Origin of the sequence: Leifsonia sp. NPDC058248, assembly GCF_042881905.1 — a bacterium.
Taxonomy (GTDB): domain Bacteria; phylum Actinomycetota; class Actinomycetes; order Actinomycetales; family Microbacteriaceae; genus Leifsonia.
In genome coordinates, this window is record NZ_JBHVXB010000002.1 from 94,902 (window position 1) to 120,546 (window position 25,645).

22 protein-coding genes and 1 pseudogene are annotated in these 25,645 nt (G+C 69.8%); 14 read left to right on the forward strand and 9 right to left on the reverse strand.

Annotation, left to right across the window (positions count from 1 at the left end; translation table 11 throughout):
- Positions 1–18 precede the first annotated feature (18 nt).
- Both ACFVV5_RS03555 and ACFVV5_RS03560 read right to left on the reverse strand, forming a co-directional pair.
- Positions 19–1,137, reverse strand: coding sequence for a winged helix DNA-binding domain-containing protein (locus ACFVV5_RS03555; protein ID WP_387239071.1), 1,119 nt, complete (start codon positions 1,135–1,137; stop codon positions 19–21).
- Between the two features lie 106 nt (positions 1,138–1,243).
- Complete coding sequence (locus ACFVV5_RS03560) at positions 1,244–2,317, reverse strand: App1 family protein (protein WP_387239074.1); 1,074 nt, start codon at positions 2,315–2,317, stop codon at positions 1,244–1,246.
- Between the two features lie 207 nt (positions 2,318–2,524).
- On the opposite strand from ACFVV5_RS03560, the gene ACFVV5_RS03565 reads away from it, so the two are divergent.
- Positions 2,525–3,184: a TetR family transcriptional regulator gene (locus tag ACFVV5_RS03565; protein ID WP_387239077.1), complete on the forward strand. Its 660-nt coding sequence runs from the start codon at positions 2,525–2,527 to the stop codon at positions 3,182–3,184.
- Between the two features lie 14 nt (positions 3,185–3,198).
- Here ACFVV5_RS03565 and ACFVV5_RS03570 read toward each other — a convergent pair whose 3' ends face one another.
- Positions 3,199–3,684 carry a VOC family protein gene (locus ACFVV5_RS03570; RefSeq protein ID WP_387239080.1) on the reverse strand — a complete coding sequence of 162 codons (486 nt, stop codon included), beginning with the start codon at positions 3,682–3,684 and terminating at the stop codon, positions 3,199–3,201.
- Positions 3,685–3,876: 192 nt separating this feature from the next.
- Here ACFVV5_RS03570 and ACFVV5_RS03575 point away from each other — a divergent pair, with 192 nt between their 5' ends.
- From ACFVV5_RS03575 to ACFVV5_RS03590, 4 genes are read left to right on the forward strand one after another with little or no spacing between them, the layout of a single operon-like run.
- Positions 3,877–4,758: an ABC transporter ATP-binding protein gene (locus ACFVV5_RS03575; RefSeq protein WP_387239083.1), complete on the forward strand. Its 882-nt coding sequence runs from the start codon at positions 3,877–3,879 to the stop codon at positions 4,756–4,758.
- The gene (locus tag ACFVV5_RS03580) at positions 4,755–5,444 is read left to right on the forward strand and encodes an ABC transporter permease (RefSeq protein ID WP_387239086.1); all 690 of its coding nucleotides are present in this window, start codon (positions 4,755–4,757) and stop codon (positions 5,442–5,444) included. Before ACFVV5_RS03575 ends, ACFVV5_RS03580 begins: the two co-directional genes overlap by 4 nt.
- On the forward strand, positions 5,441–6,187 hold the full coding sequence (locus ACFVV5_RS03585) for an ABC transporter permease (protein ID WP_387239089.1): 747 nt from the start codon (positions 5,441–5,443) through the stop codon (positions 6,185–6,187). Before ACFVV5_RS03580 ends, ACFVV5_RS03585 begins: the two co-directional genes overlap by 4 nt.
- 50 nt (positions 6,188–6,237) lie before the next feature.
- Positions 6,238–7,164 (forward strand): ABC transporter substrate-binding protein, encoded by a 927-nt coding sequence (locus ACFVV5_RS03590; RefSeq protein WP_387239092.1) that lies wholly within the window; start codon positions 6,238–6,240, stop codon positions 7,162–7,164.
- A 6-nt stretch (positions 7,165–7,170) separates the two neighbouring features.
- On the opposite strand, the gene ACFVV5_RS03595 is transcribed toward ACFVV5_RS03590, so the two are convergent.
- The 4 genes from ACFVV5_RS03595 to ACFVV5_RS03610 all read right to left on the reverse strand — a co-directional run bounded on the left by ACFVV5_RS03595 (position 7,171) and on the right by ACFVV5_RS03610 (position 9,848).
- A complete protein-coding gene (locus tag ACFVV5_RS03595; protein WP_387239095.1) occupies positions 7,171–7,845 on the reverse strand; it encodes a DedA family protein in 675 nt (224 codons plus the stop codon).
- Positions 7,842–8,435 (reverse strand): TetR family transcriptional regulator, encoded by a 594-nt coding sequence (locus ACFVV5_RS03600; protein ID WP_387239098.1) that lies wholly within the window; start codon positions 8,433–8,435, stop codon positions 7,842–7,844. Before ACFVV5_RS03600 ends, ACFVV5_RS03595 begins: the two co-directional genes overlap by 4 nt.
- Positions 8,436–8,528: 93 nt before the next feature.
- The gene (locus ACFVV5_RS03605; RefSeq protein WP_387239101.1) at positions 8,529–9,473 is read right to left on the reverse strand and encodes a M56 family metallopeptidase; all 945 of its coding nucleotides are present in this window, start codon (positions 9,471–9,473) and stop codon (positions 8,529–8,531) included.
- A gap of 6 nt (positions 9,474–9,479) precedes the next feature.
- Positions 9,480–9,848, reverse strand: coding sequence for a BlaI/MecI/CopY family transcriptional regulator (locus ACFVV5_RS03610; RefSeq protein ID WP_387239103.1), 369 nt, complete (start codon positions 9,846–9,848; stop codon positions 9,480–9,482).
- 96 nt (positions 9,849–9,944) lie between these two features.
- Here ACFVV5_RS03610 and ACFVV5_RS03615 point away from each other — a divergent pair, with 96 nt between their 5' ends.
- From ACFVV5_RS03615 to cydC, 4 genes are read left to right on the forward strand one after another with little or no spacing between them, the layout of a single operon-like run.
- Entirely contained in the window at positions 9,945–11,357 is a 1,413-nt protein-coding gene (locus ACFVV5_RS03615) for a cytochrome ubiquinol oxidase subunit I (protein WP_387239106.1), read from the forward strand.
- Positions 11,358–11,366: 9 nt separating this feature from the next.
- Positions 11,367–12,389: a cytochrome d ubiquinol oxidase subunit II gene (cydB, locus tag ACFVV5_RS03620; RefSeq protein ID WP_387239109.1), complete on the forward strand. Its 1,023-nt coding sequence runs from the start codon at positions 11,367–11,369 to the stop codon at positions 12,387–12,389.
- A gap of 2 nt (positions 12,390–12,391) precedes the next feature.
- A complete protein-coding gene (gene cydD, locus ACFVV5_RS03625) occupies positions 12,392–14,041 on the forward strand; it encodes a thiol reductant ABC exporter subunit CydD (RefSeq protein ID WP_387239112.1) in 1,650 nt (549 codons plus the stop codon).
- On the forward strand, positions 14,031–15,722 hold the full coding sequence (cydC, locus tag ACFVV5_RS03630) for a thiol reductant ABC exporter subunit CydC (RefSeq protein WP_387239115.1): 1,692 nt from the start codon (positions 14,031–14,033) through the stop codon (positions 15,720–15,722). Before cydD ends, cydC begins: the two co-directional genes overlap by 11 nt.
- 37 nt (positions 15,723–15,759) lie before the next feature.
- On the opposite strand, the gene ACFVV5_RS03635 is transcribed toward cydC, so the two are convergent.
- Positions 15,760–16,557 (reverse strand): aminotransferase class IV, encoded by a 798-nt coding sequence (locus ACFVV5_RS03635; RefSeq protein WP_387239118.1) that lies wholly within the window; start codon positions 16,555–16,557, stop codon positions 15,760–15,762.
- Positions 16,558–16,575: 18 nt separating this feature from the next.
- On the opposite strand from ACFVV5_RS03635, the gene pabB reads away from it, so the two are divergent.
- The 5 genes and pseudogenes from pabB (at position 16,576) to holA (ending at position 25,094) form a co-directional block, all read left to right on the forward strand.
- Positions 16,576–18,015, forward strand: a complete 1,440-nt coding sequence (gene pabB / locus ACFVV5_RS03640; protein WP_387239121.1) for an aminodeoxychorismate synthase component I — start codon at positions 16,576–16,578, stop codon at positions 18,013–18,015.
- Between the two features lie 84 nt (positions 18,016–18,099).
- Complete coding sequence (leuS, locus tag ACFVV5_RS03645; protein ID WP_387239124.1) at positions 18,100–20,688, forward strand: leucine--tRNA ligase; 2,589 nt, start codon at positions 18,100–18,102, stop codon at positions 20,686–20,688.
- A gap of 127 nt (positions 20,689–20,815) precedes the next feature.
- Positions 20,816–21,571, forward strand: a complete 756-nt coding sequence (locus tag ACFVV5_RS03650) for a helix-hairpin-helix domain-containing protein (protein ID WP_387239127.1) — start codon at positions 20,816–20,818, stop codon at positions 21,569–21,571.
- A 506-nt stretch (positions 21,572–22,077) separates the two neighbouring features.
- Positions 22,078–23,586: pseudogene (locus tag ACFVV5_RS03655) on the forward strand (ComEC/Rec2 family competence protein); the annotation flags it as partial.
- A gap of 470 nt (positions 23,587–24,056) precedes the next feature.
- Positions 24,057–25,094 carry a DNA polymerase III subunit delta gene (gene holA, locus ACFVV5_RS03660; RefSeq protein WP_387239130.1) on the forward strand — a complete coding sequence of 346 codons (1,038 nt, stop codon included), beginning with the start codon at positions 24,057–24,059 and terminating at the stop codon, positions 25,092–25,094.
- 195 nt (positions 25,095–25,289) lie between these two features.
- On the opposite strand, the gene rpsT is transcribed toward holA, so the two are convergent.
- Positions 25,290–25,550: a 30S ribosomal protein S20 gene (gene rpsT, locus ACFVV5_RS03665; protein ID WP_387239133.1), complete on the reverse strand. Its 261-nt coding sequence runs from the start codon at positions 25,548–25,550 to the stop codon at positions 25,290–25,292.
- Positions 25,551–25,645: the final 95 nt, after the last annotated feature.

The following is a 25,645-nucleotide window of genomic DNA, read 5'->3' on the forward strand; positions in this document are numbered from 1 at the left end:
GCGGTCAGTCCGCTGCGGTCAGTCCACAGAGTCCACCGAGGCCGTGACTCCGAGGAATCGCCCGTAGGCCTTCGCGCCCCGCGCGACCCCCGCCAGCTCCGTCTGGGCGAAGCGGCCGAACGGCTCCGGATGCACGGCGACCTTCGTGGCCGTCGCCCTGCGCTTCCAGAGGCCGGCGGCCCGCCCGCGCGAGACGATCACCGGAGCGAACACGCCGTTGCCGCCGGGCACGACGCGGTTCGCGAAGGCAGGATCGAGCACCAGGTCACGGTTCTGGTAGCCGATCACATATTCGTCGAACGCCGGGGTGAGCGCGACGGCGCGCTTCTCGGCGGGCGTGCGGGCCGCGGCGCGGGCCGCATCGCGGTCGGCGAGTTCGCTGGTCACCCAGTATTCGGTGCCGTCCACCTCCAGGGAGGTGAGGCGGTCTCCGGCGACGGCGATGCCGGCTCTGGCGTCGGCCATCGTGCCCTTGGTCCACCAGACGAAGTCCTTGATCGTGGCCGGACCGTGCCCGGCGAGATACCGCACGATGAACTCGCCGAGTGCCTCATCGTGCTCGAGTCGCCGGGGGTTCGGCACCCACTCGTCGAGCAGCACGAGCGACTGCTGGGTCTTGTGCGCCGGTCCCCAGCACAGCACGCCCGTCTGGGCCAGGTAGTAGATGAGGTGGTAGCCCCGCTGCCCGGCGGTGGCGATGCCGTTCGTCTCCCAGAGCTCCATCAGTTCGGCACGGGAGATGCTTCCGCCGCCGGCGAGCGTGCCGGTGACCAGGTCGCGGGCGCGCCCGAGGTCGTCGTTCTCGAGTTCGAGCTGGCGGTGCCGCAGCGTGAGGCCCGTGATCATGCGGTGCGTCGTGATCTCGAGCATCCAGCCCAGGTCGGCGGGAGGCACGAAATGCAACGTGCCCCGCATCGGCCACGACCGGATGATCGTGCCGGCGTCGAGGGCGGCGATGACGTCGGCCCGCACCGAGCCCGGTGCGCGGAGGCCCAGCGCCCAGCACGCCGCGCCGAAATCCTGTGCCTGCACCGCGAGGAGACGCCGCACGACCGAGGCGGGGTCGCTCTCGGCCAGGCCGTCGAGGGCGTGCGCGAGCAGGCGCATCCGGAGCAGGTCGGCTGTGCTGGCAGGCATGCGCCCCAGTATGGCGCAGACGACCGACACGGCCGACGCGCTCAGGCGCGGCCGACCCGGCGTACGCGGCCGACGCGCTCAGGCGCGGCCCTCCGCGCGCAGGTCGTCAGTTCGAGGGCAGGATGCCGAGCTCGGTCAGCTGTTCGGCGAGCCCGGCGCCGTCGGGTGCGTACACCCAGGGCGCCCCACTGATCTCGCTGTGCTTGTCGGCCTTCGAACGCCCACCGGCCAGCACGGCCTCACCGGTCGAGAGTTGGCGGATGGCCACGGCGGCGACGTTGTCCGGGTGCGCGCGCGCGAACTCGCTGTAGAGCGTTTCGTCGTGCTGCCCGTCGTCGCCGATCAGCAGCCATTTGAGGCCAGGGAACTCCTCGGCGAGACGGATGAGGCTGCTGCGCTTGTGCTCGCGCCCGCTTCGGAACCAGCGGTCGTGCGTCGGACCCCAGTCGGTCAGCAGCAGAGGACCGGCGGGGAAGAGGTTGCGGGAGAGGAAGCGGGTGAGCGTCGGAGCGACGTTCCACGCCCCCGTCGAGAGGTAGATCACCGGTGTCGCGGAATGCGTCGCTGCGAGCCGCTCGAGCAGCACGGCCATGCCCGGCGTCGGCACCCGGGCGTGCTCGTCGAGGACGAACGTGTTCCAGGCCGCGAGCAGGGGACGCGGCAGCGCGGTCACCATGACGGTGTCGTCGATGTCGGAGATGATCCCGAAGGTGGCCTTCGGGTCGACGATGAAGACGGGGGACTCGAACACATTGGACGATCCGTCGGTGGACATCCGGACCGTGTGCCACCCGGGGGAGAGCTGCACCGGGATCACGGTGTCGAAGACGCCGCCGCGGTCGGGCATGACGGTGTGCGTGTCGCCCTCGATCTCGATCGTGACCGGAACGTCTCCAACCGGCACGCTGGTGAACGACCGCCAGCCCCGGATGCTCTCCTCGCGTTTGCGGTGGAGGCGCTCCGCTCTGCTGCCCGGCTTCGGGTCCTTCGCCAGCACGACCCGCCCCAGGATGCGCGCCCAGGTGGGAGACCCGTACCCGGTGTACGGCACGACCGTCGGCAGGTAGCCGCGCTTGCGAGCCCGCCGCGCACGGAAGGCGTGGAACGCATCCTCGACGCGCGCCGCGCGGTGCATCATGGGCTCGACGCTCGCGCCGCGGCTCTCGGGAAATGGGGGCATATGTGTTCAGTTTCTCACGAACTGCAGCGGCGTTCGCGCGCAGCCCCCAGATATGGGGGAGACGATAACGGCGCGTCGTACACAATTCGGAGGCGGAAATGAGCTTTCCACGAATATGATCCGAATATCGCAGAGAATGCAGCCTCTGCGGGGCTGGGGACCCGGACCAACGTATTGTTGACCTGCAGGAAAGAAGGAGTAGCCCTCGTGCCCATCAATGACCTCGTGACCGGTCAGAATCCCACCAGCGCACCGCTTGTTCGCACGGAGCCGATCCAGGAGCGCAGTGCTGCGCGGATCGACGCTCTGCTCGACGCGGCGGCCGAGGTGGTCGACGAGATCGGTTTCGACCGCCTGACCACGGCAATGGTCGCAGAACGCGCCGGCGCCTCCATCGGCACCGTCTACCGGTACTTCCCGGATCGCATCGTGCTCCTCCAGGCGTTGCGCGACCGGGCCGTGCAGCGGTACCGCGTCGCCGTCGTCGCCGCGATCCACGACGCCGAGCCGGAGCACTGGTGGAACGCGGTGGAATGCGCGATCGACGCGTTCGTGCAGATGTTCCGCAGCGAGCCCGGGTTCCGCATCATCCGCTTCACCGACGCCGAGCGCTCCGGGATGCCCGGCGAGACGCCGAGCGACGACGACGACTTCTTCGCGCACCGTTTCGCCGAGATCCTCTCGGACGAGTTCGGTCTTCCCGCGGGCGACGAGCTCAAGTTCCGGCTCGAGATCGTGGTCGAGATCTCCGACTCGCTGATCAACCGCGCCTTCCTCATCGACCCGAACGGCGACGAGCGTTTCATCGCCGAGGCGCGGGTGGTGGCGCGCGAGTACCTCGAGAAACGCTACGGCGACAGCGAGTAGTCCGCACGGCGCCGTCAGCTGATCGTCAGCGCCTGATCGTCAGCGCCTGATCGTCGGCGCCTGACCAGGCAGAACGGGTGGCCCACGGGGTCGAAGTACACCCGGAACGAGTCCCGCCGCCCGGCGGGAGTCTCCGGCGAGGGCTGACCGGTCTTGCGCGCACCGAGCCGGAGCGCGTTGGCCTCCGCGGCCTCGAGGTCGTCGACCGAGACGTCGAGATGCGATTGCTGCGGAACGGTCTCGTCGGGCCACGTCGGCGCACGGTAGCCCGGCGCGGACTGGAAGCCGATCCCGGTCGCACCGGGCGACGGCCGGGCTTCGGCCCAGCTGTCGTCGTCCTCCGTCTCGACGACCCACCCGAGAACCCCGGCGTAGAAGCGGGCGAGCTCCGCGGGGTGCGGGCAGTCGAGCACGACCAGGTCGAGTCCGGCGGCGCCGGGAGCGCTCGGGCGCGTGCCCGACCCTGCACGTGAGCTGGGAATGTCGGTGGGCGATGGCATGTTGACATCCGAAGCGGCTTCCATACCGAACACAGTAGGCAGTCCCACCGACAACGAAAGGGGGCCCTGCATGCGCCCGACCCGCGTTGCCACAAATAGACTCAATGCTTTGCCAAACGTCCGGAATGGTGTTTGGGTTGGGGAACAGGCCTGTGTTGATCCGATGCCACCTTCGAGGAATGAGCCGCACCTATGATCGAGTTCCGCTCGGTAACGAAGCAGTTCCCCGACGGCACGGTCGCGGTAAAAGACTTCTCCCTCGTCATCCCGTCGCGCACCATCACGGTTCTGGTCGGCTCGTCGGGCAGCGGCAAGACGACCATCCTGCGCATGATCAACCGCATGGTCGACCCCACGAGCGGAAGCGTCGAGATCGACGGTGAAGACGTCATGACCCTCAAGCCGGTCCCGCTCCGGCGCAGCATCGGCTACGTGATGCAGAACTCCGGCCTGCTGCCGCACCGCAAGGTCGTGGACAACATCGCGACCGTCCCGCTGCTGCGCGGCGTCAAGAAGAAGGATGCCCGTGCCCGGGCGCTGGAGCTGATGGACTCGGTCGGACTCGAGCGGTCGCTGGCCGACCGGTACCCGAGTCAGCTTTCTGGCGGACAGCAGCAGCGCGTCGGCGTCGCCCGGGGGCTGGCCGTCGACCCGAACATCCTGCTGATGGACGAGCCGTTCGGCGCGGTCGACCCGATCGTGCGCGACGAACTGCAGAACGAGCTCCTCCACCTGCAGCGCGAGCTCGACAAGACGGTGGTGTTCGTGACGCACGACATCGACGAGGCGTTCCGGCTCGGCGAGCAGGTCGTGATCTTCCGCAAGGGCGGCATCGTCGCCCAGAAGGGGACCCCGGTCGAGATCCTGGCGAACCCGGCCGACGACTTCGTCGCCACCTTCGTCGGCGCCGACCGCGGAAAGCGTGCGCTTCACATCGAGAAGACCCCGGCCGGCGACGTGCTGGTCGACAGTGAAGGGCGCCCGGCCGGAGTTCTGGCCGGTGCGTCCGCTGAGGCAAAGGCCGCGACCGCTTCGGTCGCGGGTGCTCCGGCGCAGGGTGAGGAAGCGTCGTGAGCTGGCTGTGGTCGAACTTCGGCCTGGTCTGGGACCTCACAGTCGCTCACGTCGCGCTGAGCATCCCGCCGATCATCATCGGCTTCGTGCTGGCCCTGCCGTTCGGGTGGGTGGCGAACCGGTACCACGCGAGCCGCGGGACGGTGCTCACAGTGGTCGGCATCCTGTACGCCATCCCGTCGCTTCCGCTCTTCTCGGCGATGCCCGCGCTCATCGGCACACAGATCCTCGATCCGATCAACGTGGTGGTCGCGCTCAGCATCTATGCGCTCGCGCTGATGGTGCGCACCGCTGCGGATGCCCTCGGCTCGGTCTCGGGCGACGTGCTGCAGTCCGCCACGGCAGTGGGCTTCTCCACCTGGAAGCGGTTCTGGACGGTCGAGCTGCCGCTCGCGGGTCCCGTGCTGCTGGCGGGAATCCGGGTGGTGTCGGTGAGCACTGTGAGCCTGGTCAGCATCGGATCCCTGCTGGGGGTCACGAGCCTCGGAAACCTCTTCACCGACGGCCTCAACCGCTCGTTCAACGATGAGATCGTCATCGGCATCGTGGCGATCATGATCATCGCACTGGTCTTCGACACGATCCTGGTGCTGCTCGGCCGGGTGCTGATGCCGTGGACGCGGGTGGACAAGCGGAGCAAGCGCGCCGGCCGCCGTGCCGCGCTGACGGCGGTGAGCGACGTATGACCGACATCTTCGCCGCGTTCGGCTGGCTGTTCACACCCGCGAACTGGAGCGGCCCGAGCGGAATCCCCGTCCGCCTCGGCGAGCACGTCGGCTATTCCGTGCTGACGCTGCTGCTCGCCGTCGTGATCGCGATCCCCATCGGGCTCGCCATCGGGCACACCGGCCGCTTCCGCGGTTTCGCCGTCGGCGTCTCGGGGGCGTTCCGCGCCATCCCGACCCTCGGTCTGGTGATCTACCTGGCGGTGGCGCTGGCGAACTTCACGATCCTCCCGCCGCTGATCGCCCTCACCATACTGGCGATCCCGCCGGTGCTGGCCGGAGCGTACTCGGGAGTCGAGTCCGTCGACCCTCGCACGGTCGACGCCGCACGCGCGATGGGGATGACCGAGTTCCAGATCCTCACCAAGGTCGAACTGCCGCTCGCGCTGCCGCTGCTCATCGGTGGCGTGCGCTCGGCCGGGCTGCAGGTGATCGCGACCTGGACGGTCGCGGCCATCCTCCCGGTCGGAGGGCTCGGACGCTACCTGATCGACGGCCTGGCGGTGCAGGACTATCCCGAGATGCTCGGCGGCTCGATCCTCGTGGTCGCCCTCGCGCTCGTCGTCGACGGGCTGTTCGCCCTCGTCCAGCGGTTCGTCGTGCCGCGCGGCGTCATCGCCGGCCAGGTGAAGGACGTGCGCACCAAAGATGTCACCCGTCCACTCGGCCCCACCGCCGTTCCCCGGCCGAGCTCGCTCAACTGACCAGACTTCACCGACCACAGCACAGCACCCACGGAAAGAGAGAGAAACAAATGTTCGCATCGAAGAGAGTCCGCATCGCGGCCGGAGTGCTGGCGGCGGGCGCCGTCCTGGCACTCAGCGCCTGCTCGTCCGGCGGCAACGCGCTCGGCGGAAGCACCTCCAGCTCGTCCAGCGACACGGTCACGGTCGGCTCCGCCGCATTCGGCGAGTCGGAGATCATCGCGCAGATCTACGCCCAGGCTCTGGAGTCCAAAGGCGTCAAGGTCAACACCAAGCTGAGCATCGGCCAGCGCGACGTCTACCTCAAGGCGCTGCAGGACGGCTCGATCGATCTGATCCCGGAGTACAGCGGCAACCTGCTGCAGTTCTACTCGAAGGACAGCACGGCGACCTCCAGCGACGACGTCTACGCCGCCCTGAACGACGCCCTGCCCAAGGGCTTCGAGGTGCTCGACCAGTCGGAGGCTCAGGATGCCGACTCGTACAACGTCACCAAGGCCTTCTCCGACAAGTACGGCGTGACCAGCCTGTCCGACCTGTCCAAGGTGACCATCCCGCTCGTCGTGGGAGCGAACCCCGAGTTCGCGACCCGTCCGTACGGCATCCCGGGACTCAAGAGCGCCTACGGCGTCACGGCGACACTGAAGCCGATCAGCGACAGCGGCGGACCGCTCACCGTGGCCGCCCTCAAGAACGGCGACGTGCAGCTGGCCGACATCTACACGACGACGCCGGCGATCAAGGACAACAACTTCGTGACCCTCAAGGACCCGAAGAACCTCATCGCCGCACAGAACATCGTTCCGCTGATCAACACCAAGAAAGCGTCGAACACGGTCAAGGATGTGCTGAACCAGATCTCGAAGCAGCTGACGACGGACGACCTGATCCAGCTGAACGGTGAGAACCAGGGTGCGGCCAAGGCTCAGCCCGACGCTCTCGCCAAGGAGTGGCTGGCGAAGCACCCGATCAACTAGCGGGGCTCAGGTCTCGTCGACACGCGGCGGCTCGGGTGACCGGGCCGCCGCCATGTGCCGGGCCTCGCGATTCTGCAGCACCGTCTTGACCACGAGAACCACGACGACGAACGCCGCCATGACGGCGACGAACACGTAGCCGGCCCAGTGGAGCTCCCGCGACAGCTCGCGGTAGCCGCCCGCGGCCGCCGAGCCGACACTCACGTAGGCGAACGCCCAGATGATGCATGCGGGCACCGTCCAGCGCATGAACGTGCGATAGCGCATCGGGCTCATGCCCACGGTGAGCGGGATGAGCGAGTGCAGCACCGGCAGGAAGCGCGACAGGAACACCGCGATGCCGCCGCGCTTGGCCAGGTACGCCTCCGCGCGGTCCCAGTTGGACGTGCCGATCCTGCGTCCCAGCCGGCCGGCGCGGATCTTCGGCCCGAAGTAGCGGCCGAGACCGAAGCCGATGCTCTCGCCGCACAACGCGCCGACGACGACCACCAGGACCAGGGCGAAGTACTCGACCGGACCGGCGACGGCCGTGCTCGCGACGAGCACGATGGTGTCACCCGGGACGATGAGGCCGATCAGGATCGACGTCTCCAGCAGGATGCCGACCCCCGCGAGCGCCGTGCGCACGACGGGGTCCACACTCTGGACGAGGTCGAGCACCCAGGTGAGCGCCTCGTTCACCGGACGTCCCCGGTGCGGCGGACGAGCGACCAGAACGCCGTCAGCGTCTCGGCCATGTCAGCGCTGCTGTCGAGCATCCACTGCACCTGCATCCCGTCGGCGACGGCGATGCTCAGGCGAGCGATCTGCCGCGCATCGAGTGCGGGGTCGATGCGTCCTGCGGCCTGCTCCGCGCGCACGTGCTCCTCGAGCTGGCCGATGAAGGCGCGGTACCGTTCGACGAAGTAGGCGTGGCCGGGGTGATCGTCGTCGGCGGCCTCGGCCGAGATGGTCGCATAGAGCTGCACCAGCCCGGGCACCTCGGCGTTGTGGCGCACCGCGCCGACCAGCCCCTCGAACGCGTCGAAGCCCGCCGCCTCCGGATGCGTCTCCGTCACGTCGACCTCGTCGCGCTTGCGGAGCACCTCGGCGAAGAGTTCTTCCTTCGACGAGAAGTGATGAAGCAGGCCCGCCTGACTGAGGCCGACGGACTCGGCGATCTCCCGCAGCGAGGCGCGGCGGTAGCCTCGCTGGGCGAAGACGTCGAGCGCTTTCGTCAGAATCTCCTCGCGCTTGGCGATCCCTTTGGCGTACGACCCCTTCTTCGGCATGCTGAGAATGCTACTGGGTGCGGGATGGACGTCCGCCCATCGGCAGGCGGTGCACGGTCGACGGATCGTGCCGCATCGACGGATCGTGCCGCATCAGCTGGCGAGGATGAGGATCGGCGGAACGAGCACCAGTGCGGCGCTGACGAGCGTGACGATGACCCGCACGAGCGGGTCGACCGGGCGCAATGGTTCGAGGAGTCGCGCCTCTCGTGCCGCGATCGCCGTGCGACGCTGCTCGGGTGTGCGCTTGTCCTTCGGGGCGCCGAGGGCGGTTCCGGCGGATCCGGTCGAGTCGACGAGCGCGATGGCCTCGGCGAGCACGGCGTCGCCGGCGAGCTGCCGTGCGTGGTCGTCGGCGAGCATCTCGACCAGCAGGGCCACCGCATCCTGAGCCCGGGTCGCGATGGGGAACCAGGGGAGGGCGCGCTTCCAGGAACGGAAGGCGTCGAGCAGCAGGTGGTGCTTCTGGCGCAGGTGCGCCTGTTCGTGGGCGATGACGGCGTCGAGCTGATCGGGAGTGAGCAGCTCGATCATCCCCTCGGACAGCACCGTGACGCTGCGTGCGCCGGGCAGGCAGTACGCGGCCGGCGCCGGATGGTCGATCACGCGGGTGCTGGGCACGTCGGGCAGGGGAGAGCTGAGCAGGCTGAGCAGCTCGCGGTGACGGTGGCGCTGGTTGCGGCTGCGCACGGAGGTCAGCGCCAGGTTGAGCAGGAGGTGCACCGTGAGGAGCACCGCAGCGCTGAGGGCGAACGTGTCGAGCAGCGATGCGCCGGGAGGAAGCGGCCCGGAGAACACGGTGCCGAGAGCGCCTCCGATCCGGCTCCAGAGGTCGTGTCCGAAGGGCTGGAGGCCGAAGAGCAGCAGGGAGCCGATCATCGAGATGCCGCCGGCGAGCGCGATCGACTGCCAGAGGGCCAGTGCGAGCGCCGGGGCGGAGGACGGCCAGGCGGCCCGCGCGAGCAGGACGGGCACCGGCCAGGCGAGGGCGAGGGCGAGCGCCCCGAGGGCCAGCGCGATGTCGTTGACGGGAGTCACCGGATGCTACTGCGAGCGCGCAGCGAGCAGGCGGCGCAGGGTCTCGGCCTCCGACTCGTCGACCGAGCCGACGAAGTACGCCAGCGCCGCCGTGCGGTCGGAGGAGGTCTCGAGCACTTCGTTCATGAGGTCGGCGACGTGGCTGGCGCGGGAGAGCGCCGCGAAGTAGACGTGCGGGCGCGCGTCGCGGTCGCGTTCGACGAAGTGCTTCTGCTCGAGCCGGGAGAGCACCGTGAGCACCGTGGTGAGCGCCGGACCCTTGCCGTCGCCTCGCGATGAAGCTAGCTTGTCGCGTAGTTCGTTGGCGGAGATCGGGGCGCCACTGTTCCACAGAGCGTCCATCACCGCTCGTTCCAGTTCACCGAGATTCGCCATGGTTCCAGGGTAGCGCGGCTTCGCTGAGAATGTTCTACACTGTGTAGAAATTGACTTCTACAGAGCGTAGAACCGATGGGGATTGGTGGACATGCTGTGAACGAATGGTTGGATCCGCTCCTGCTGTCGCGCTGGCAGTTCGGGCTGACGACGATCTATCACTTCCTGTTCGTCCCGCTGACGATCGGCGTTGTCACCTCGGTCGCGATCTTCCAGACGGCCTGGTACCGCACGGGCAAAGTCCACTACCTCCAGCTCACCCACTTCTTCGGCAAGATCTTCCTGATCAACTTCGCGATGGGCGTGGTCACCGGCATCGTGCAGGAGTTCCAGTTCGGAATGAACTGGTCCAACTACTCGCGGTTCGTCGGCGACGTCTTCGGCGTCCCGCTCGCCCTCGAAGGCCTCTTGGCGTTCTTCCTGGAGGCGACGTTCATCGGGCTGTGGATCTTCGGCTGGGACAAACTGCCGCGAGGGCTGCACCTCGCCACCATCTGGATCACCGCGGTGGGGTCGATCCTGTCGGCCTACTTCATCATCGCGGCCAACGCGTTCATGCAGAACCCGGTCGGCTTCAAGCTCAACGAGGCACGCGGGCGTGCTGAACTGACCGACATCGGGGCGGTGCTCACCAACAAGGTCGCGCTGGCGGCGTTCCCGCATACGATCTTCGCGTGCTTCATGGTGTCGGCCGGGCTGATCATCTCAGTGGCCGCCTGGCATCTCTCGCGCCGGCAGAACCTCGAGACCATGCGCCCCGCTCTGAAGTTCGGACTGTGGCTGATGGTCGGCGCCGGCGCCCTCACCGTGCTCAGCGGAGACCAGCTGGGTCTCGCGATGGTCCAGACCCAGCCGATGAAGATGGCCGCGGCGGAGGCGCTCTACAAGACGTCGACGGGGGCGGACGCTTCGTTCTCGATCTTCACCCTCGGAACGCCGGACGGCGTGCACGAGCTGTTCAGCATCCGCATCCCGTACCTCCTCTCCTTCCTGTCGACGCACACGCTCGACGGCACGGTCGAGGGCATCAACGACCTCCAGGCGCACTACGTGCAGCTGTACGGCCCCGGTGACTACACGCCCATCATCTGGGTGACCTACTGGGCGTTCCGCTGGATGATCGGGCTCGGCCTGCTGCACGTGCTCATCGCTGTGGTCGGCCTCTGGATCACCCGCAAGGGCCGGAGCCCCGCGCGGGCCTGGATCTGGAAGATCCCGATCTGGGCGTTCCCGCTGTCGCTGCTCGCGATGACCGTCGGCTGGATCTTCACCGAGATGGGCCGGCAGCCCTGGATCGTCTTCAGCCTGATGAAGACGGCCGACGGTGTCTCGCCGGAGGTCACCGGACTCACCGTGCTGCTCTCGCTGGTCGCGTTCACCGCCATCTACGGTGTGCTCGCCGTCGTCGAGTTCCGGCTCATCAAACGTGCTGCCCAGAAGGGCCCCGCCCCTGCCGAGGAGCACCTCGACGAAGAGGGCGAGCATGTCCCGGTCGCGACGGTCTACTAGGAGGCACTGATGGATCTGGCAATTCTCTGGTTCGGCATCATCGCCTTCTTCTTCGTCGGCTACTTCGTCCTCGACGGCTTCGACTTCGGGGTCGGGATGTCCCTCCCGTTCCTCGGCAGGGACGAAGTCGACCGTCGCGTGCTGATCAACACGATCGGCCCGGTCTGGGATCTCAACGAGACCTGGCTGATCGTCGCCGGCGCCGCGCTGTTCGCCGCCTTCCCCGAGTGGTACGCGACGCTCTTCAGCGGGTTCTACCTGGCGCTCCTGCTCATCCTGCTCGCGCTCATCGCGCGCGGTGTGTCGTTCGAGTACCGGCACCAGCGGCCGGACTCACGGTGGAAGAAGTGGTTCGACGGGATGATCATCGTCGGCTCGGCGGTCCCCGCGTTCTTGTGGGGCGTCGCCTTCGCGAACATCGTGCAGGGGGTGGCATTGGATGCACAGCACAACTACGTCGGCACGCTCTTCGATCTGCTCAACGGCTACGCACTGCTGGGCGGTCTGACCACCCTGCTCCTCTTCTTCACGCACGGCGTGGTGTTCGTCTCGCTCAAGACCGACGGACCCATCCGGCAGCGCGCCCGCCGGCTCGCGACGAATTCGGGTGCCGCCGCCATCCTCGTCGCGGCGGCCTTCCTCCTCTGGACCGCGATCGCGCACTTCTCGGTCGTGTTCGTGATCCTCGCGGCGCTGGCGGCCGTCGCGCTCATCGTGTCCTGGCTCGCGAACCTGCGCGGCTCCGAGGGCTGGTCGTTCGCCTTCATGGCCGCCACCATCGCCCTCGCCGTGGTGTCCCTGTTCGCGGCCCTGTTCCCGAATGTGATGCCGTCGTCGCCGAACCCGGAGAACAGCCTCACGATCGCCAACGCGTCGAGCACCCCGGTGACGCTGAGCGTGATGAGCTGGGTGGCGCTGATCTTCCTGCCGCTCATCCTGCTCTATCAGGCCTTCACCTACTGGATCTTCCGCAAGCGCATCACCCGCGACCAGATCCCGGAGGAAGCGCCCGCCACCGCGGCCGCCACCTGACCGTGCGCCCGTTCGACCCCCGTCTCCTGCGCTACGCCACCGCGGTGCGCGGCACCCTCGCCGCCGGCGGGCTGCTCGCACTGCTGCAGACCGGATGCGTCATCGCCTTCGCCTGGCTGGTCACCCAGCTGGTCGTGCGGGCGATCGCGGGAGACGGACTCGCCGCCACCAGCGGCCTGTTCGCGATGCTCGTGCTGGTGATCCTCTTGCGCGGTGTCCTCGGCTGGCTCGCCGACACCACTGCCGCGCGCGGCGGGGCGACGGTCATCGGGCAGCTCCGGGAGGCCCTGGTCGGCGCACTCGGGCGGCTCGGGCCGCGCTGGCTGAGCGCCCGCAGCACGGCGGAGGTCACCCTGACCGTCGGTCGCGGGCTCGACGCTCTCGACGGATACTTCACGAAGTATCTCCCGCAACTCGTCCTGACCGTGCTGGCGACCCCGCTGCTGCTCGGCACGATCTTCTGGCAGGACGTCACGAGCGGCATCATCGTGCTGGCGACGCTGCCGCTCATCCCGGTGTTCATGGTGCTGGTCGGCTGGGCGACCCAGGCGGCGCAGCAACGCCAGTGGGCCGCTCTGTCGACGCTGTCGCGCGGGTTCCTCGATGTGGTCGACGGGCTCTCGACCCTGAAGATCTTCGGGCGGCAGCACCGGCAGTCGGCGCGCATCCGGTCGGTCAGCGAGGACTATCGCTCCCACACGATGAAGGTGCTCCGCATGTCGTTCCTGTCGGGCTTCGTGCTCGAACTGGCCGCGAGCCTGTCGGTGGCGCTCGTCGCCGTGGCCATCGGGCTCCGACTGCTGAACGGCCAGCTCGACCTGTCGGTCGGGCTGTTCGTGCTGCTGCTCGCGCCCGAGGCGTTCCTGCCCCTCCGCAATGTCGGCGCCTCGTACCACGCGGCGACCGAGGGCATGGAGGCAGCGCAGAGCGCGTTCGAGATCCTGGATGCGGACCGCGCGACGGCCGTGCCGCCTATGCCGCCCGCGTCTCCGCCCGGCTCCAGACGCGACACGGCCCCGGTCGGGCTGACCTTCGACGATGTGACGATCGAGTACGACACGCGTCCGGTCGCCGAGCACTTCTCGGCCGAGGTCGTGCCGGGGGAGCTGACCGTGCTGAGCGCTCCGAGCGGCACGGGCAAGTCGAGTCTCGTCGCCGCCGCCCTCGGGTTCGTGCCGTTCGCGGGTCGCATCGCGATCGGCCGGGCGACAGACGCCGCGGGTCGCCGGGGCCTGATCGCCTGGGCCGGGCAGCGTCCCGGTCTGGTCGCCGGCACAGTCGCCTCCAACGTCGCCCTCGGAGCTGCCGATCCCGATGCCGACCTCGTCAACGCCTCCCTCCGCCTCGCCGCCGCCGCCGAGCTCGACCCGGAGACTCCGCTCGGCGTCGGCGGCAGCGGTCTCTCCGGTGGGCAGGCCCAGCGGGTGGCGGTCGCCCGCGCCCTCTACCGGATGCGCGCCGAGGACTGTCCCGTGCTCGTGCTCGACGAACCGACCTCGGCGCTCGATGACGCGACCGAGTCCCGGCTGATCGAGCTGCTGCGCGGTGTAACGGCCGAGGGGCGGACCGTACTCGTCGTGAGCCACCGAGAGGCCGTGGTCGCTGCCGCCGACACCGTGCTGACGCTGGAGGTGCTGAGCCGTGTCCCCTGAGACGATCGCCGACGCGTCCGAGACCCGTCGCATCCTGCGCCTGGCACTCCCGCCGTTCCGCCTCCTCTGGCGTGGCGTCGCCTTCGGCGTGCTCAGCGCGGGCTGTGCCGTGGCTCTGCTCGCCGTCTCCGCCTGGCTGATCACGCGGGCCTCCGAGCAGCCGTCGTTGATCTATGTGTCGATGGCGGTGGTCGGCGTTCGGGCCTTCGCCCTCGGCCGCGCCTTCTTCCGCTACCTGGAGCGACTGGCCGGGCACGACGCGGCCTTCCGCCGGCTGGCCGTCATCCGCGCTGAGCTGTTCGCCCGGTTGGTGCCTCTGGCGCCGGACGGGCTCGGCGACACCCGCCGCGGCGATCTGCTCTCCGGATTCGCCGACGACGTCGACGAACTGCAGAACCACTCGCTCCGGGTCGTCCAGCCGCTGGTGACGTCGACGGTCGTCGCGCTGGTCGCCGTCGTCGCCGCGTTCGTACTGTTGCCGGAGGCGGGGATCGCGCTGCTCGTCGCCCTCCTCCTCGCGTTCGGGGTGGGCACCCTCGTGAACCGGTGGGTCTCGGGCCGCGCAGAGCGTGGGATCGCTCCGCTGCGGGCCGCGGTCGGCGACAGCATCCACGATCTGGTCAGCAACCTCGACGTGCTGACCGCGTTCGGGGCGCTCCCCGGCGCCGAACGCCGCGTGGCGGAGGTGAGTGGCCGGCTGACGGCGGCCGTGCGCTCCCGGGCCGCCGGAGCCGGACTGACCAACGCTGTGGTGTCCGTGCTCGCGGGGGCCGCGACGGCGCTGGCACTGGTGGCGGGCATCCCGGCCCTCCAGTCCGGCCGGCTGGACGCGCCGACGCTCGCCGTCGTCGCGTTGCTTCCGCTGGCGGTGTTCGAGGTGTTCGGGATGGTTCCGCTCGCACTGGGCGCGCGTCGCCAGGTGGTCGCGAGCGCTCAGCGCATCGCCGCGACCGCACCGGCGACGGTGCCCGCAGGCATTCCCGTCGACCGGGCCGCGCCGGCGGCCCTCGACCTCCGCCGTGTCCCGGTGGTCGAGCTCCGTGACGTCTCCGCTACCTGGCCGGGTCAACCGGAACCCGTGCTCCACGGAGTGTCAGCGCGTCTGGAGCCGGGTGAACGAGTGGTGCTCAGCGGGCCGACCGGGGCCGGCAAGACCGCGCTCGCGCACGTGCTGACCCGTTTCATCGACTACGACGGGTCGTTCACGCTCGACGGGGTCGAGGCACGGGATGCCCGGCAGGACGACGTGCGCAGCGTGATCGGCCTCTGCGAGCAGAGTCCCTACCTGTTCCACTCCGACCTGAGGCAGAACCTGCTCTTCGCCTGCGACACCGCCACGGACGCGGACCTGCTCGCCGTGCTCGATCGTGTCGGCCTCGGCGAGTGGGCGGCCGAGCGAGGCGGTCTCGACGCTCCGGTCGGGGAGCACGGCGCCCTGGTGTCCGGTGGGCAGGCCCAGCGGATCGCGTTGGCGCGAGCGATCCTGGCCGGCTTCCCCGTGCTGGTCGTGGACGAGCCGGCCGCGAACGTCGACGCCGGTGTCGCCGAGCGGGTCGTGCGCGACATCCTGACGACGGCCGCGGAGGACGGGCGCACGGTACTGCTCATCTCGCACACGCCGGTGCCGGCTGAGCTGATCACCCGTCGTCTCCGGCTGGAGGACGGACACCTGGTCTCCTGACGGCGGCGCTCGAGCGGGCGGGCCTAGAGCGCGCGGCCTAGCGCACGCGGGGCTGGAGGGGGCGCGCCAGCGCTTGCAGACGGCTGCGCCACGCGGCCGTCCGGGCCGGGTCCTGAGCGAGCGAGGGCCCGTCCACCCACGCGGTGACCGCCCGGATGCCGTGCAGCGCGTTGACCGCCCAGAGGACGCATCCCTCGAGTTCGGCCGGAGCGACCGCCTCCTCGTCCACCGGCACGCCGAGCGCCGCCGCGACCCCGCGCACGGTGCGTGCAGCGACGCTGTCCACCCGCGGGAGGACCAGCGGGGGAGCGTAGAGGGTGTTGCCGCGCCACCAGAGGAGCGCCGTCGTCGAGCCGTCGCTCACACGACCGCTGTCGAGGATGACCGCCTCCTGCGCACCGGCGTGCTGAGCCTCCTGCCGGAGCCTGCTCAGAGCCTCGAGGTCGGGTCCCTTGACGTGCGGCGCCCGCCGAGGATCGGTGGCGGCCGTCGCGACCACGATCGGGCCTGTGCGTTCGGGGGCGGTGCGCAGGCGGAAGCGCAGCCGCGGAGCATCCCGGACCGTCACGGACTCGAACCGGGGGAACCAGTCGCCTCCGCGCGGAATCGCCGCGAGGCCCGCCTCCCAGAACGCCTCCAGCTCGGCACGTCCGTCGAATCCTCGCTCGATCGCCGACTCGATGAAGCGCGTGCGATGCAGCCCGATCGCGAGCACCGAGCCGCCTGCCACGAGGAACGAATCGGCCGCTTCGACGCCGGTCTCGGCCACGTCGCAGTCGTCGAGCGCGACCAGTTCGCCGTCGCGCCAGTCGAGAAGGGTCGTGCTCGCAGCCATTCGCCTAGGCTAATGCAGGTGGTTCCCCGACTCCGCACGTTCCCGCTCGAGGGCTGGGTCGACCCTGCCGACGCCTTCGTCGCGCTGTTCGCCGACGTGCCGCACGCGGTCTGGCTCGATGCCGGACCGGATGCGGTGAGCGGCTCGAGCTATCTGGCGTCCGGCGAGCGGGTGGCCACCTATTCGCTGCCGGATGAAGCCGCGTCGGCCGAGCGCGCGGTCACGGTGCACCGGGGTGGTTCGACGGTGCGCGTTCCCGGCAGCATGCTCGACTTCCTGCGCGCCGACCTCGACGGCCACGGGCGCCTCGAACCCCGCACGGCGGAGCCGTCGTTCGCCCTCGGCTGGCTGGGCTGGCTCGGCTACGAGAGCGGCGCGGCCGCCTGCGGGGTGCCCGTCGCGGCGACCGAGGGTCCGGATGCGGCGATGCTGTTCGCGGAGCGCGCCCTGGCGTTCGACCACGAGCGCCGCACGGTCGAGCTGCTGGCCCTCGACGGGGCCGGGGTGGAGGACTGGGCTGCGCGCGTGCGCGCGGTGCTGAGCACCGCATCCGGAGCCGCCGCGGCGTACCGCGAGGCGCACCCGCCGAGTGCCACACCGGGGCTCGCGACCTGGCGGCACGACGACGCCGACTATCTCCGGATGATCGCGGACTGCCAGGAGGCCATCCGGCGCGGCGACGCGTACCAGCTCTGCCTCACCAACCAGGCGCGCGCGGAGCTCGAGGTCGACGACCTCGCCCTGCAGCTGCGCCTTCGTGAGGCGAGTCCGGCGCACCACGGCGGGATGCTGCGTATCGCCGGGGTGTCGCTCGTCAGCTCGTCGCCGGAGCAGTTCCTCGCCGTACGCGCCGACGGCCGGATGCGCACCAAGCCGATCAAAGGCACTCGGCCGCGAGGCGCGACCGTCGCCCGGGACGTCGAGCTGCGCGCCGAGCTGGAGGCGAGCGAGAAGGAGCGCGCCGAGAACGTGATGATCGTCGACCTGATGCGCAACGACCTCGGGCGCGTGTGCCAGGTCGGCTCCGTGGAGGTCCACCACCTGCTCGCGGTCGAGAGCTACGCGCAGGTGCATCAGCTCGTCAGCACGGTCGAAGGGCGGCTGCTCGACGGGCTCGGGGCGGTGGACGCGATCGCCGCGTGCTTCCCGGCCGGGTCGATGACGGGGGCTCCGAAACTGAGCGCGATGCGCATCCTGCACGGTCTCGAACAGGGGGAGCGCGGCATCTACTCCGGGTGCTTCGGGTACCTCGGGCTCGACGGTGCGGCCGACCTCGCCATGGTCATCCGGAGCATCACCGTGCGACCCGGCCGCGTCACGATCGGCGCAGGCGGCGGCATCACTGCGCTGTCGGTGCCCGAGGAGGAGCTCGAGGAGGTCGCGATCAAGGCCCGTGCGCTGTTCTCGGCTGCCGGCCTCGTGGCACTCGGGAACGGATCGGCCTCCGCGAACGTTTAGTAGTCTGGATGCTTGAGCGCCCGGCGCTCATCGTCTTCGGCCGTCTCCCAGGCGAGAGGCAAAGAACCTATGAATGAGAGTCACGTGGCACACGAGCACGATTCAGCGACCGCGCCGGCCGACGGCGCGCAATACGACTTCGCCGCCATCCAAGACAGATGGCTTCCGGTCTGGGAAGACCTGAAGCCGTTCGCGACGGACGACCCGGCCGACAAGCGTCCGCGCAAATACGTGCTCGACATGTTCCCGTACCCCTCGGGCGACCTCCACATGGGCCACGCCGAGGCGTACGCGCTGGGCGACGTGATCGCCCGCTACTGGCGTCAGCAGGGCTTCAACGTGCTGCATCCGATCGGCTGGGACTCCTTCGGGCTGCCCGCCGAGAACGCCGCCATCAAGCGCGGCCTCGACCCCAACGGGTGGACCAACGACAACATCGCCCAGCAGAAGGCGAGCATGCGCCGCTACGCCCCCAGCTTCGACTGGGACCGCGTGCTGCAGACGAGCGACCCCGAGTACTACCGCTGGAACCAGTGGCTGTTCCTGCAGCTGTACAAGAAGGGCCTCGCGTACCGCAAGGCGAGCTCGGTCAACTGGTGCCCCTTCGACCAGACGGTCCTGGCCAACGAGCAGGTCGTCAACGGGCGCTGTGAGCGCTGCGACCACCTGGTCACCAAGAAGAAGCTGACCCAGTGGTACTTCCGCATCACCGACTACGCCGACCGTCTGCTCGACGACCTGAACCAGCTGGAGGGCGCGTGGCCGTCCAAGGTCATCAGCATGCAGCGCAACTGGATCGGCCGTTCCACCGGCGCCGACGTGCAGTTCGCGATCGAGGGGCGCGACGAGCCGATCACGGTCTACACGACCCGCCCCGACACGCTCTACGGCGCGACGTTCATGGTAGTGGCGCCCGACTCCGACCTGGCGTCCGAGCTGGTCCAGGATGCCCGACCCGAGGTCAGAGCCCGCTTCGACGAATATCTGGAGGCCGTCCGCGGCACCACGGAGCTGGACCGCCTGAGCAGCGATCGTGAGAAGACCGGGGTGTTCCTGGAGCGCCACGCGACCAACCCGCTGACCGGCGAGGAGCTGCCCATCTGGGCGGCCGACTACGTGCTGAGCGACTACGGCACCGGCGCGATCATGGCCGTGCCCGCGCACGACCAGCGCGACCTCGACTTCGCGCGAGCCTTCGACCTGCCTGTGCGTGTGGTGGTCGACACCAATCAGCCCGTCACGGGGGCCATCCCGGTCATCCACACCGACCCGGAGAGCGGCGAGCCGATCCTGCCGGACGACCTGCCGCTGCAGAACCCGTCGGAGACCGGCGTCGCCCTCGCCGGCGAAGGCCGTCTGATCAACTCGGGCCCATTCGACGGACTGAGCAAGTCCAACGCGATCCGCCGCGTCACCGAGGCGCTTCAAGGCAGCTCGCTGGGCGCACCGGCCAAGAACTTCCGCCTGCGCGACTGGCTGATCTCACGCCAGCGCTACTGGGGAACGCCCATCCCGATCATCCACTGCGAGGTCGACGGAGAGGTGCCGGTGCCGGAGGCGGACCTGCCGGTGCAGCTGCCGCCCGCGGAGGGGCTCGACTTGCAGCCCAAGGGCACCAGCCCGCTGGGCGCGGCATCCGACTGGGTGAATGTGACGTGCCCGACGTGCGGCGGGCCGGCCAAGCGCGACACGGACACGATGGACACCTTCGTCGACAGCTCGTGGTACTTCCTGCGCTTCCTGTCGGTGAACGACAGCACGAAGGCGTTCGACCCCGCCGAGGCCGAGAAGTGGGCGCCCGTCGACCAGTACATCGGCGGCGTGACGCACGCCATCCTGCACTTGCTCTACTCCCGGTTCATGACCAAGGTGCTGTTCGACCAGGGCTACCTGAGCTTCACCGAGCCCTTCACCGCCCTGCTCAATCAGGGCTTGGTGCTGATGGACGGCTCGGCCATGAGCAAGTCCCGCGGCAACCTGGTGAAGCTGTCCGACCAGCTCGATGAGCACGGCGTCGACGCGGTGCGCCTGACGATGGCGTTCGCCGGTCCGCCGGAGGACGACATCGACTGGGCCGACGTGTCGCCTTCGGGCAGTGCGAAGTTCCTGGCCCGCGCCTGGCGGGTGGCCAACGATGTCACCAGCGCGCCCGACGCGGTCTGGAAGAACGGCGACCAGCGGCTGCGCCGCGCGACCCATCGGTTCCTCGCAGATGCGCCCGGGCTGATCGAGGCGTTCAAGTTCAATGTCGTGGTCGCGCGCCTGATGGAGCTGGTGAACACCACCCGCAAGGCGATCGACACCGGTGCCGGTCCGGCCGACCCCGCCGTGCGCGAGGCCGCCGAGGTCACCGCGATGGCGCTGAACCTGTTCGCGCCGTACACGGCCGAAGAGATGTGGTCGATTCTCGGCTACGAGCCGTCGGTCGCCCTGGCGCAGTGGCGCAAACCCGACCCGACGCTGCTGATCGAGGAGTCCGTGACGGCGGTCGTCCAGGTCGACGGCAAGGTGCGCGACCGGCTCGAGGTGTCGCCGAAGGTCTCGGGTGACGAGCTGGAGGCGCTGGCCCGCGTCTCGGACGCGGTGAAGCGCTCGGTCGGCGATCGGGAGATCGTCAACGTGATCGTGCGTGCGCCCCGTCTGGTGAACATCGCGACGAGGCCCCGGGCATAGTCGCGCCCGGTCGGTCCGCGGATTCGGCGATGCGGCGGCGGTCCTCCACAGCGGAGGGCCGCCGCCGCTTTTCCACCGGTCGCGTCGAAGCCGGGTCAGGACGTCCGGACCTTCGTAGCGTGAGGGGATGCGACATGGGGTGGATGCAGGTGCCGGCTCGGCTGCGTCGGCGGTGGGAGCGGCGCCGGATGCCGTCGCCGGGCCGCGACGGGACGCGGACGCCGGCCTGACGCTCGAGCCGAGGGCGCGCTCCGCTCGGGTGCGGATCGGGCTGGGCGCCGGGGTCGTGCTCGTGATCGTGGCGCTCGTCGCAGCGGTGCTGTTCAATGCCTTCGGCCAGCGGGGAAGCGCCACGGAACTCGCCCGGCCGTCCTCGGTCCCCGAGACGGACGGTGCGAAAGGCGTGGACGGCCCACGCACCGAGTTGCTCGTGCACGTGCTCGGCGCGGTGAAGCGCCCCGGGCTGGTGTCGTTGGCGACCGGATCGCGCGTGGTGGATGCCGTCGCGTCGGCGGGCGGCCTGGCTGACGACGCGGAGGTGGCGGGCATCAATCTCGCCCGGCCGGTCGCCGACGGTGAACAGCTGGTGGTGCCGAAGGTCGGAGAGGTGCCCCCGCCCGCACCGGGCGGCACAGCCACGGGTGGCGCGGCCGGTGCTGGCGGGGCCGGTGCCGGCGGTGCGGCACGTGGTGCGCTCGTGAACCTCAACACGGCCACGCAGGTCGAGTTCGAGACGCTGCCTCGGATCGGTCCCGCGCTGGCGCAACGCATCATCGATTGGCGAGCCGCGAACGGCCGCTTCTCTGCGCCGGCGGATCTCCTGAAGGTCACGGGCATCGGGCAGAAGCTCTTCGACGGCTTGTCCGATCGGATCACCGTATGAGGGTCGATCTTCGGCTGGCGGTCCCCGCCGCAGCGATGTGGGTGGTCTGCGTTCTCGTGATCGCTGCTCCGGAGGTCGCGGGGATCACCGCGGCCGTCGCGTGGGGCACCGCCGCGGCCGGCGCCGCGATGGTCGGCACGATGGCGGTGCGTCGCGCCGTCGGACGACCCTCCGTCACCCCGACCTCGGCTCCTCCCCGCCGCCGACGGTTCGCCCGGGCCGCTGTCCGCGCCTCGTGGACGGCGTCGGCATTATCCCTCGTCTCCGTGGCGCTGGCCCTCACCTCGATCGCCGCAGACGCGCCACGACGAGTCCCGTCGGTGCTGCAGGAAGCGGCGCGGACGGGCGGCGAGGTCCAGCTCGAGCTGCGTGCGGACACGACGCCGCATCGCGTCGGCGGCGGGTTCGACGATTCGCTGCGCTGGATGTGGAAGGGCACAGCCGTGTCTGTCACCACGAGCGGCGTGACCTCCGCGTCGGCCGCTCCGGTCTCGGTGATCGCCTCGATGTCGGCCGCACAGGCGCGCGGCATCGCGTTCGGCTCGTCGGTGCGGGTCTCCGGCAGCGTGCGTCCCAACGAGCCGGGGGAGTCGACGGCCTTCACGCTGTCCGCGCGCGATGCGCCCGTCGTGTCCCGCGAACCGCCGCCCTGGCTTCAGTGGACCACGGTGCTGCGGTCCGGGTTCTCCGCGGCGGCCGCGCTGACCCCGGGCGAAGGCGGAACCCTCCTGCCCGGGCTCTCGATCGGGGATGTCGCCGCGGTCGGTCCCGAACTCGACGAGGCGATGAAGCTGAGTGCCCTCAGTCATCTGACGGCCGTCTCCGGAGCCAATTGCGCACTCGTCACCGGAATCGTCTTCGTCGTCTGCGGCTTCGCCGGTCTCGGGCGCGGGATGCGCGTGATGACGTCACTCGCTGCCCTGATCGCATTCGTGGTGCTCGTGACGCCGGGAGCGAGCGTCATCCGCGCGGCGACGATGGCGGTCGTCGTCCTCATCGCCCTCGCCCGCGGACGACCCGCTCAGGGCGTCCCCGTCCTGTCGCTCGCCGTGATCTTCCTGCTCGCACATGATCCCTGGCTGGCTCGTGACTACGGCTTTGCGCTGTCGGTGCTGGCGACGGCCGGGCTCCTCGTGCTCGCACGGCCGCTCGCTGACGTCCTGTCCCGGTGGATGCCCCGGAGCCTGGCCATCGTGGTCTCGATCCCGTCGGCTGCCCAGCTCGCCTGTCAGCCGGTCCTGATCCTGCTGTCTCCGACTCTGCCCCTCTACGGCGTCGGGGCCAACCTCCTCGCAGAACCGGCGGCGCCGTTCGCGACGATCGTGGGCCTCGCGGCCTGCCTCGTCCTCCCGGTCGCGCCCGTCCTCGGACAGGCTCTGGTCTGGGCGGCGTGGGCGCCGTCCGCGTGGATCGCGGCAGTCGCCCGCACGGCCTCCTCACTGCCCGGGACCGCCCTGCCGTGGCTGGATGGTCCGCTCGGCGTGGTGCTGTGCGCGGCGGCGGTGATCGCCGTCGCGATCGTCGCGCTCGCACGACGCCCGCGAGGCCGGGGGATCATCGTCGTCGTTGCGACGGGAAGCCTGATCGCCGGTGCCGGTGGCTACGCCGGCTCGCTCGGGGGAGAGGCGCTCGGCCGCAGGTTGGCGATGCCATCGGATTGGCAGATCGCCGCCTGCGATGTGGGTCAGGGCGACGCTCTCGTGCTGCGAGACGGTGCCCGCTTCGCCATGATCGACGTCGGACGCACGCCCGAGCCGGCTTCGGCCTGCCTCGATCGGCTCGGCATCGCGCACCTCGACCTCCTCGTGCTCACGCACTACGACGCGGACCACGTGGGAGGGGTGTCCGCGGTCGTCGGACGCGTGACGACCGCGGTCGTCGGAGAGACGGATGACGCGGCGGATGAGCGGACGCTCGCGGGCCTCCGGGCCGGCGGTGCCCGGATCGTCCAGGGCACCGCCGGGCTGCACGGCGCACTGGGCGGGCTCGCGTGGCGCGTGGTGTGGCCGCCCGCCGTCGCACCGGCCGCGTCTGCTCTGAGCGGGAACGCGGGAAGCGTGACTCTCGTCGTCGAGGGCCGTGGGCTCACCTCTGCGTTCCTCGGCGATCTCGGCGAGGGCTCTCAGGACGCGCTTCTCGCGTCCGGCGCGCTCGGCGCGGTCGATGTCGTCAAAGTCGCGCACCACGGTTCCGCCGACCAGAGCGGCGCGCTCTATCGACGGCTTCGCGCGACGCTCGGTCTCTTGTCGGTCGGGGAGAAGAACGGCTACGGGCATCCGACAAAGCGGGCGTTCGAGCTGCTGGCGGCGGCCGGCACGGCGTCCGCGCGCACCGATAGCCAGGGGCTCCTCCTGGTCTCGCCCGGGTCGGCGCCGGGGCGTGTTGCGCTGTGGTCCGAGCACCCGGATGCCGGGGCCGCGGACGGCGCTGCCGTCCCGCGCGATGACAGGGGCTCCCCGTATGCTGGACGAGACCGAGGAGGAACGTGGCAGCACGAGGCAGCAGCAGGGCGAGCGCGAGCACAGGGCGCACGGCGGTCGCCATTCCGCAGCTCGCGTGGCACCAGATCCGGTCGGCACCGGTGGTGCTGGTGTCGGGGCCCGAAGGCTTTCTCGCCGACCGGTCGATCCGCTCGCTGCGCGACAGCCTCAAGGCCGAAGACCCCAGCCTCGAGATCAGCGATCTCGCTGCCAACGACTACGCACCGGGGGAGCTGCTCACCCTCGCGAGCCCGTCGCTGTTCGGCGAGCCGCGGCTGATCCGGGTCGAGAACGTCGAGAAGTGCAACGACGTCTTCTTGAGCGACATGCTCGACTACCTGAACGACCCGGCCGACGGCACCGTCGTCGTGCTGCGTCATGGTGGCGGCGTGCGCGGCAAGAAGCTCCTCGACGCGATCCGCGCGGGAACCGGCGGCGGTATCGAAGTCATCTGCACCGAGCTCAAGAAGGACTCCGACAAGTACGACTTCGCCCAAGCCGAGTTCAAAGCAGCGGGCAAGAAGATCGCGCCGGCCGCGCTCCGGGCCATCACGTCGGCGTTCGCCGACGACCTGGCCGAACTCGCGGCGGCTTGCCAGCAGCTCATCTCCGACACCGCGGCCGAGATCACCGAAGCGACGGTCGACAAGTATTACGGCGGCCGCATGGAGACCAACGCGTTCCAGGTGGCCGACGCCGCGATCGCCGGCCGGCACGGCGAAGCCCTCGTCAGCCTGCGTCACGCTCTCTCGTCAGGCGCCGACCCCGTGCCGATGGTGGCCGCTTTCGCGAGCAAGATCCGCACGATGGCCAAGGTCTCCGGTGCGCGTGGCGGCTCCGGGCAGCTCGCCCAGAAGTTCGGGCTGGCGCCCTGGCAGGTCGAGCGCGCACAGCGCGACCTGCGCGGCTGGACCGAAGACGGCCTCGGGCGCTGCATCGAAGTCCTCGCCGAGACCGACGCCAACGTCAAGGGCGGCGGCCGCGACCCCGTCTTCGCCCTTGAGCGCATGATCCGCATCGTCAGCGCCCGCGGTCGCGACTGAGTTCTCCGCCATCCCGCAGGCCCCCACCATCCCGCCGGCCCGTCGGCAGGACGCCGCCCGCCGCCGGGCCTGGCAGCCCGCCGGCCATCCGGCCGCCGGCCGCCGGCTCGCCAGAGCCCCGCGAACGCGAAGAGCCCCCGTCGTCATGACGGGGGCTCTTCGACTCACGGGGCTCGGCCCGTGGAAGCGTGACGCTTAGAGGCTCGCGACCTGCTTGGCGATGGCCGACTTGCGGTTCGCTGCCTGGTTCTTGTGCAGCACGCCCTTGCTGGCGGCCTTGTCGAGCTTCTTGGCCGCGACCTTCAGTGCGGCGGTCGCCTTGTCCTTGTCGCCGGCGACGACGGCCTCGCGGGTGGCGCGAACGGCGGTCTTGACCTCGCTCTTGACGGCCTTGTTGCGCTCGGTCGCCTTCTTGTTGGTGCCGATGCGCTTGATCTGCGACTTGATGTTTGCCACGTGTGGGTACTTTCGTTCGTAAGTGAGTTTCGGATGTGCCGCTCAGCGAGAGAGGGCGCCTTGCGGCAGTCGTGCGGAAACGGAACCCACACGCA

Excerpts from the sequence above, each read along its gene's own strand:
- ACFVV5_RS03555 (WP_387239071.1), bottom strand. The coding sequence starts at position 1,137 with ATGCCTGCCAGCACAGCCGACCTGCTCCGGATGCGCCTGCTCGCGCAC.
- ACFVV5_RS03560 (WP_387239074.1), bottom strand. The coding sequence starts at position 2,317 with ATGCCCCCATTTCCCGAGAGCCGCGGCGCGAGCGTCGAGCCCATGATG.
- ACFVV5_RS03570 (WP_387239080.1), bottom strand. The coding sequence starts at position 3,684 with ATGCCATCGCCCACCGACATTCCCAGCTCACGTGCAGGGTCGGGCACG.
- ACFVV5_RS03575 (WP_387239083.1), top strand. The coding sequence starts at position 3,877 with ATGATCGAGTTCCGCTCGGTAACGAAGCAGTTCCCCGACGGCACGGTC.
- ACFVV5_RS03585 (WP_387239089.1), top strand. The coding sequence starts at position 5,441 with ATGACCGACATCTTCGCCGCGTTCGGCTGGCTGTTCACACCCGCGAAC.
- ACFVV5_RS03590 (WP_387239092.1), top strand. The coding sequence starts at position 6,238 with ATGTTCGCATCGAAGAGAGTCCGCATCGCGGCCGGAGTGCTGGCGGCG.
- ACFVV5_RS03600 (WP_387239098.1), bottom strand. The coding sequence starts at position 8,435 with ATGCCGAAGAAGGGGTCGTACGCCAAAGGGATCGCCAAGCGCGAGGAG.
- ACFVV5_RS03610 (WP_387239103.1), bottom strand. The coding sequence starts at position 9,848 with ATGGCGAATCTCGGTGAACTGGAACGAGCGGTGATGGACGCTCTGTGG.
- cydB (WP_387239109.1), top strand. The coding sequence starts at position 11,367 with ATGGATCTGGCAATTCTCTGGTTCGGCATCATCGCCTTCTTCTTCGTC.
- ACFVV5_RS03635 (WP_387239118.1), bottom strand. The coding sequence starts at position 16,557 with ATGGCTGCGAGCACGACCCTTCTCGACTGGCGCGACGGCGAACTGGTC.
- ACFVV5_RS03650 (WP_387239127.1), top strand. The coding sequence starts at position 20,816 with ATGCGACATGGGGTGGATGCAGGTGCCGGCTCGGCTGCGTCGGCGGTG.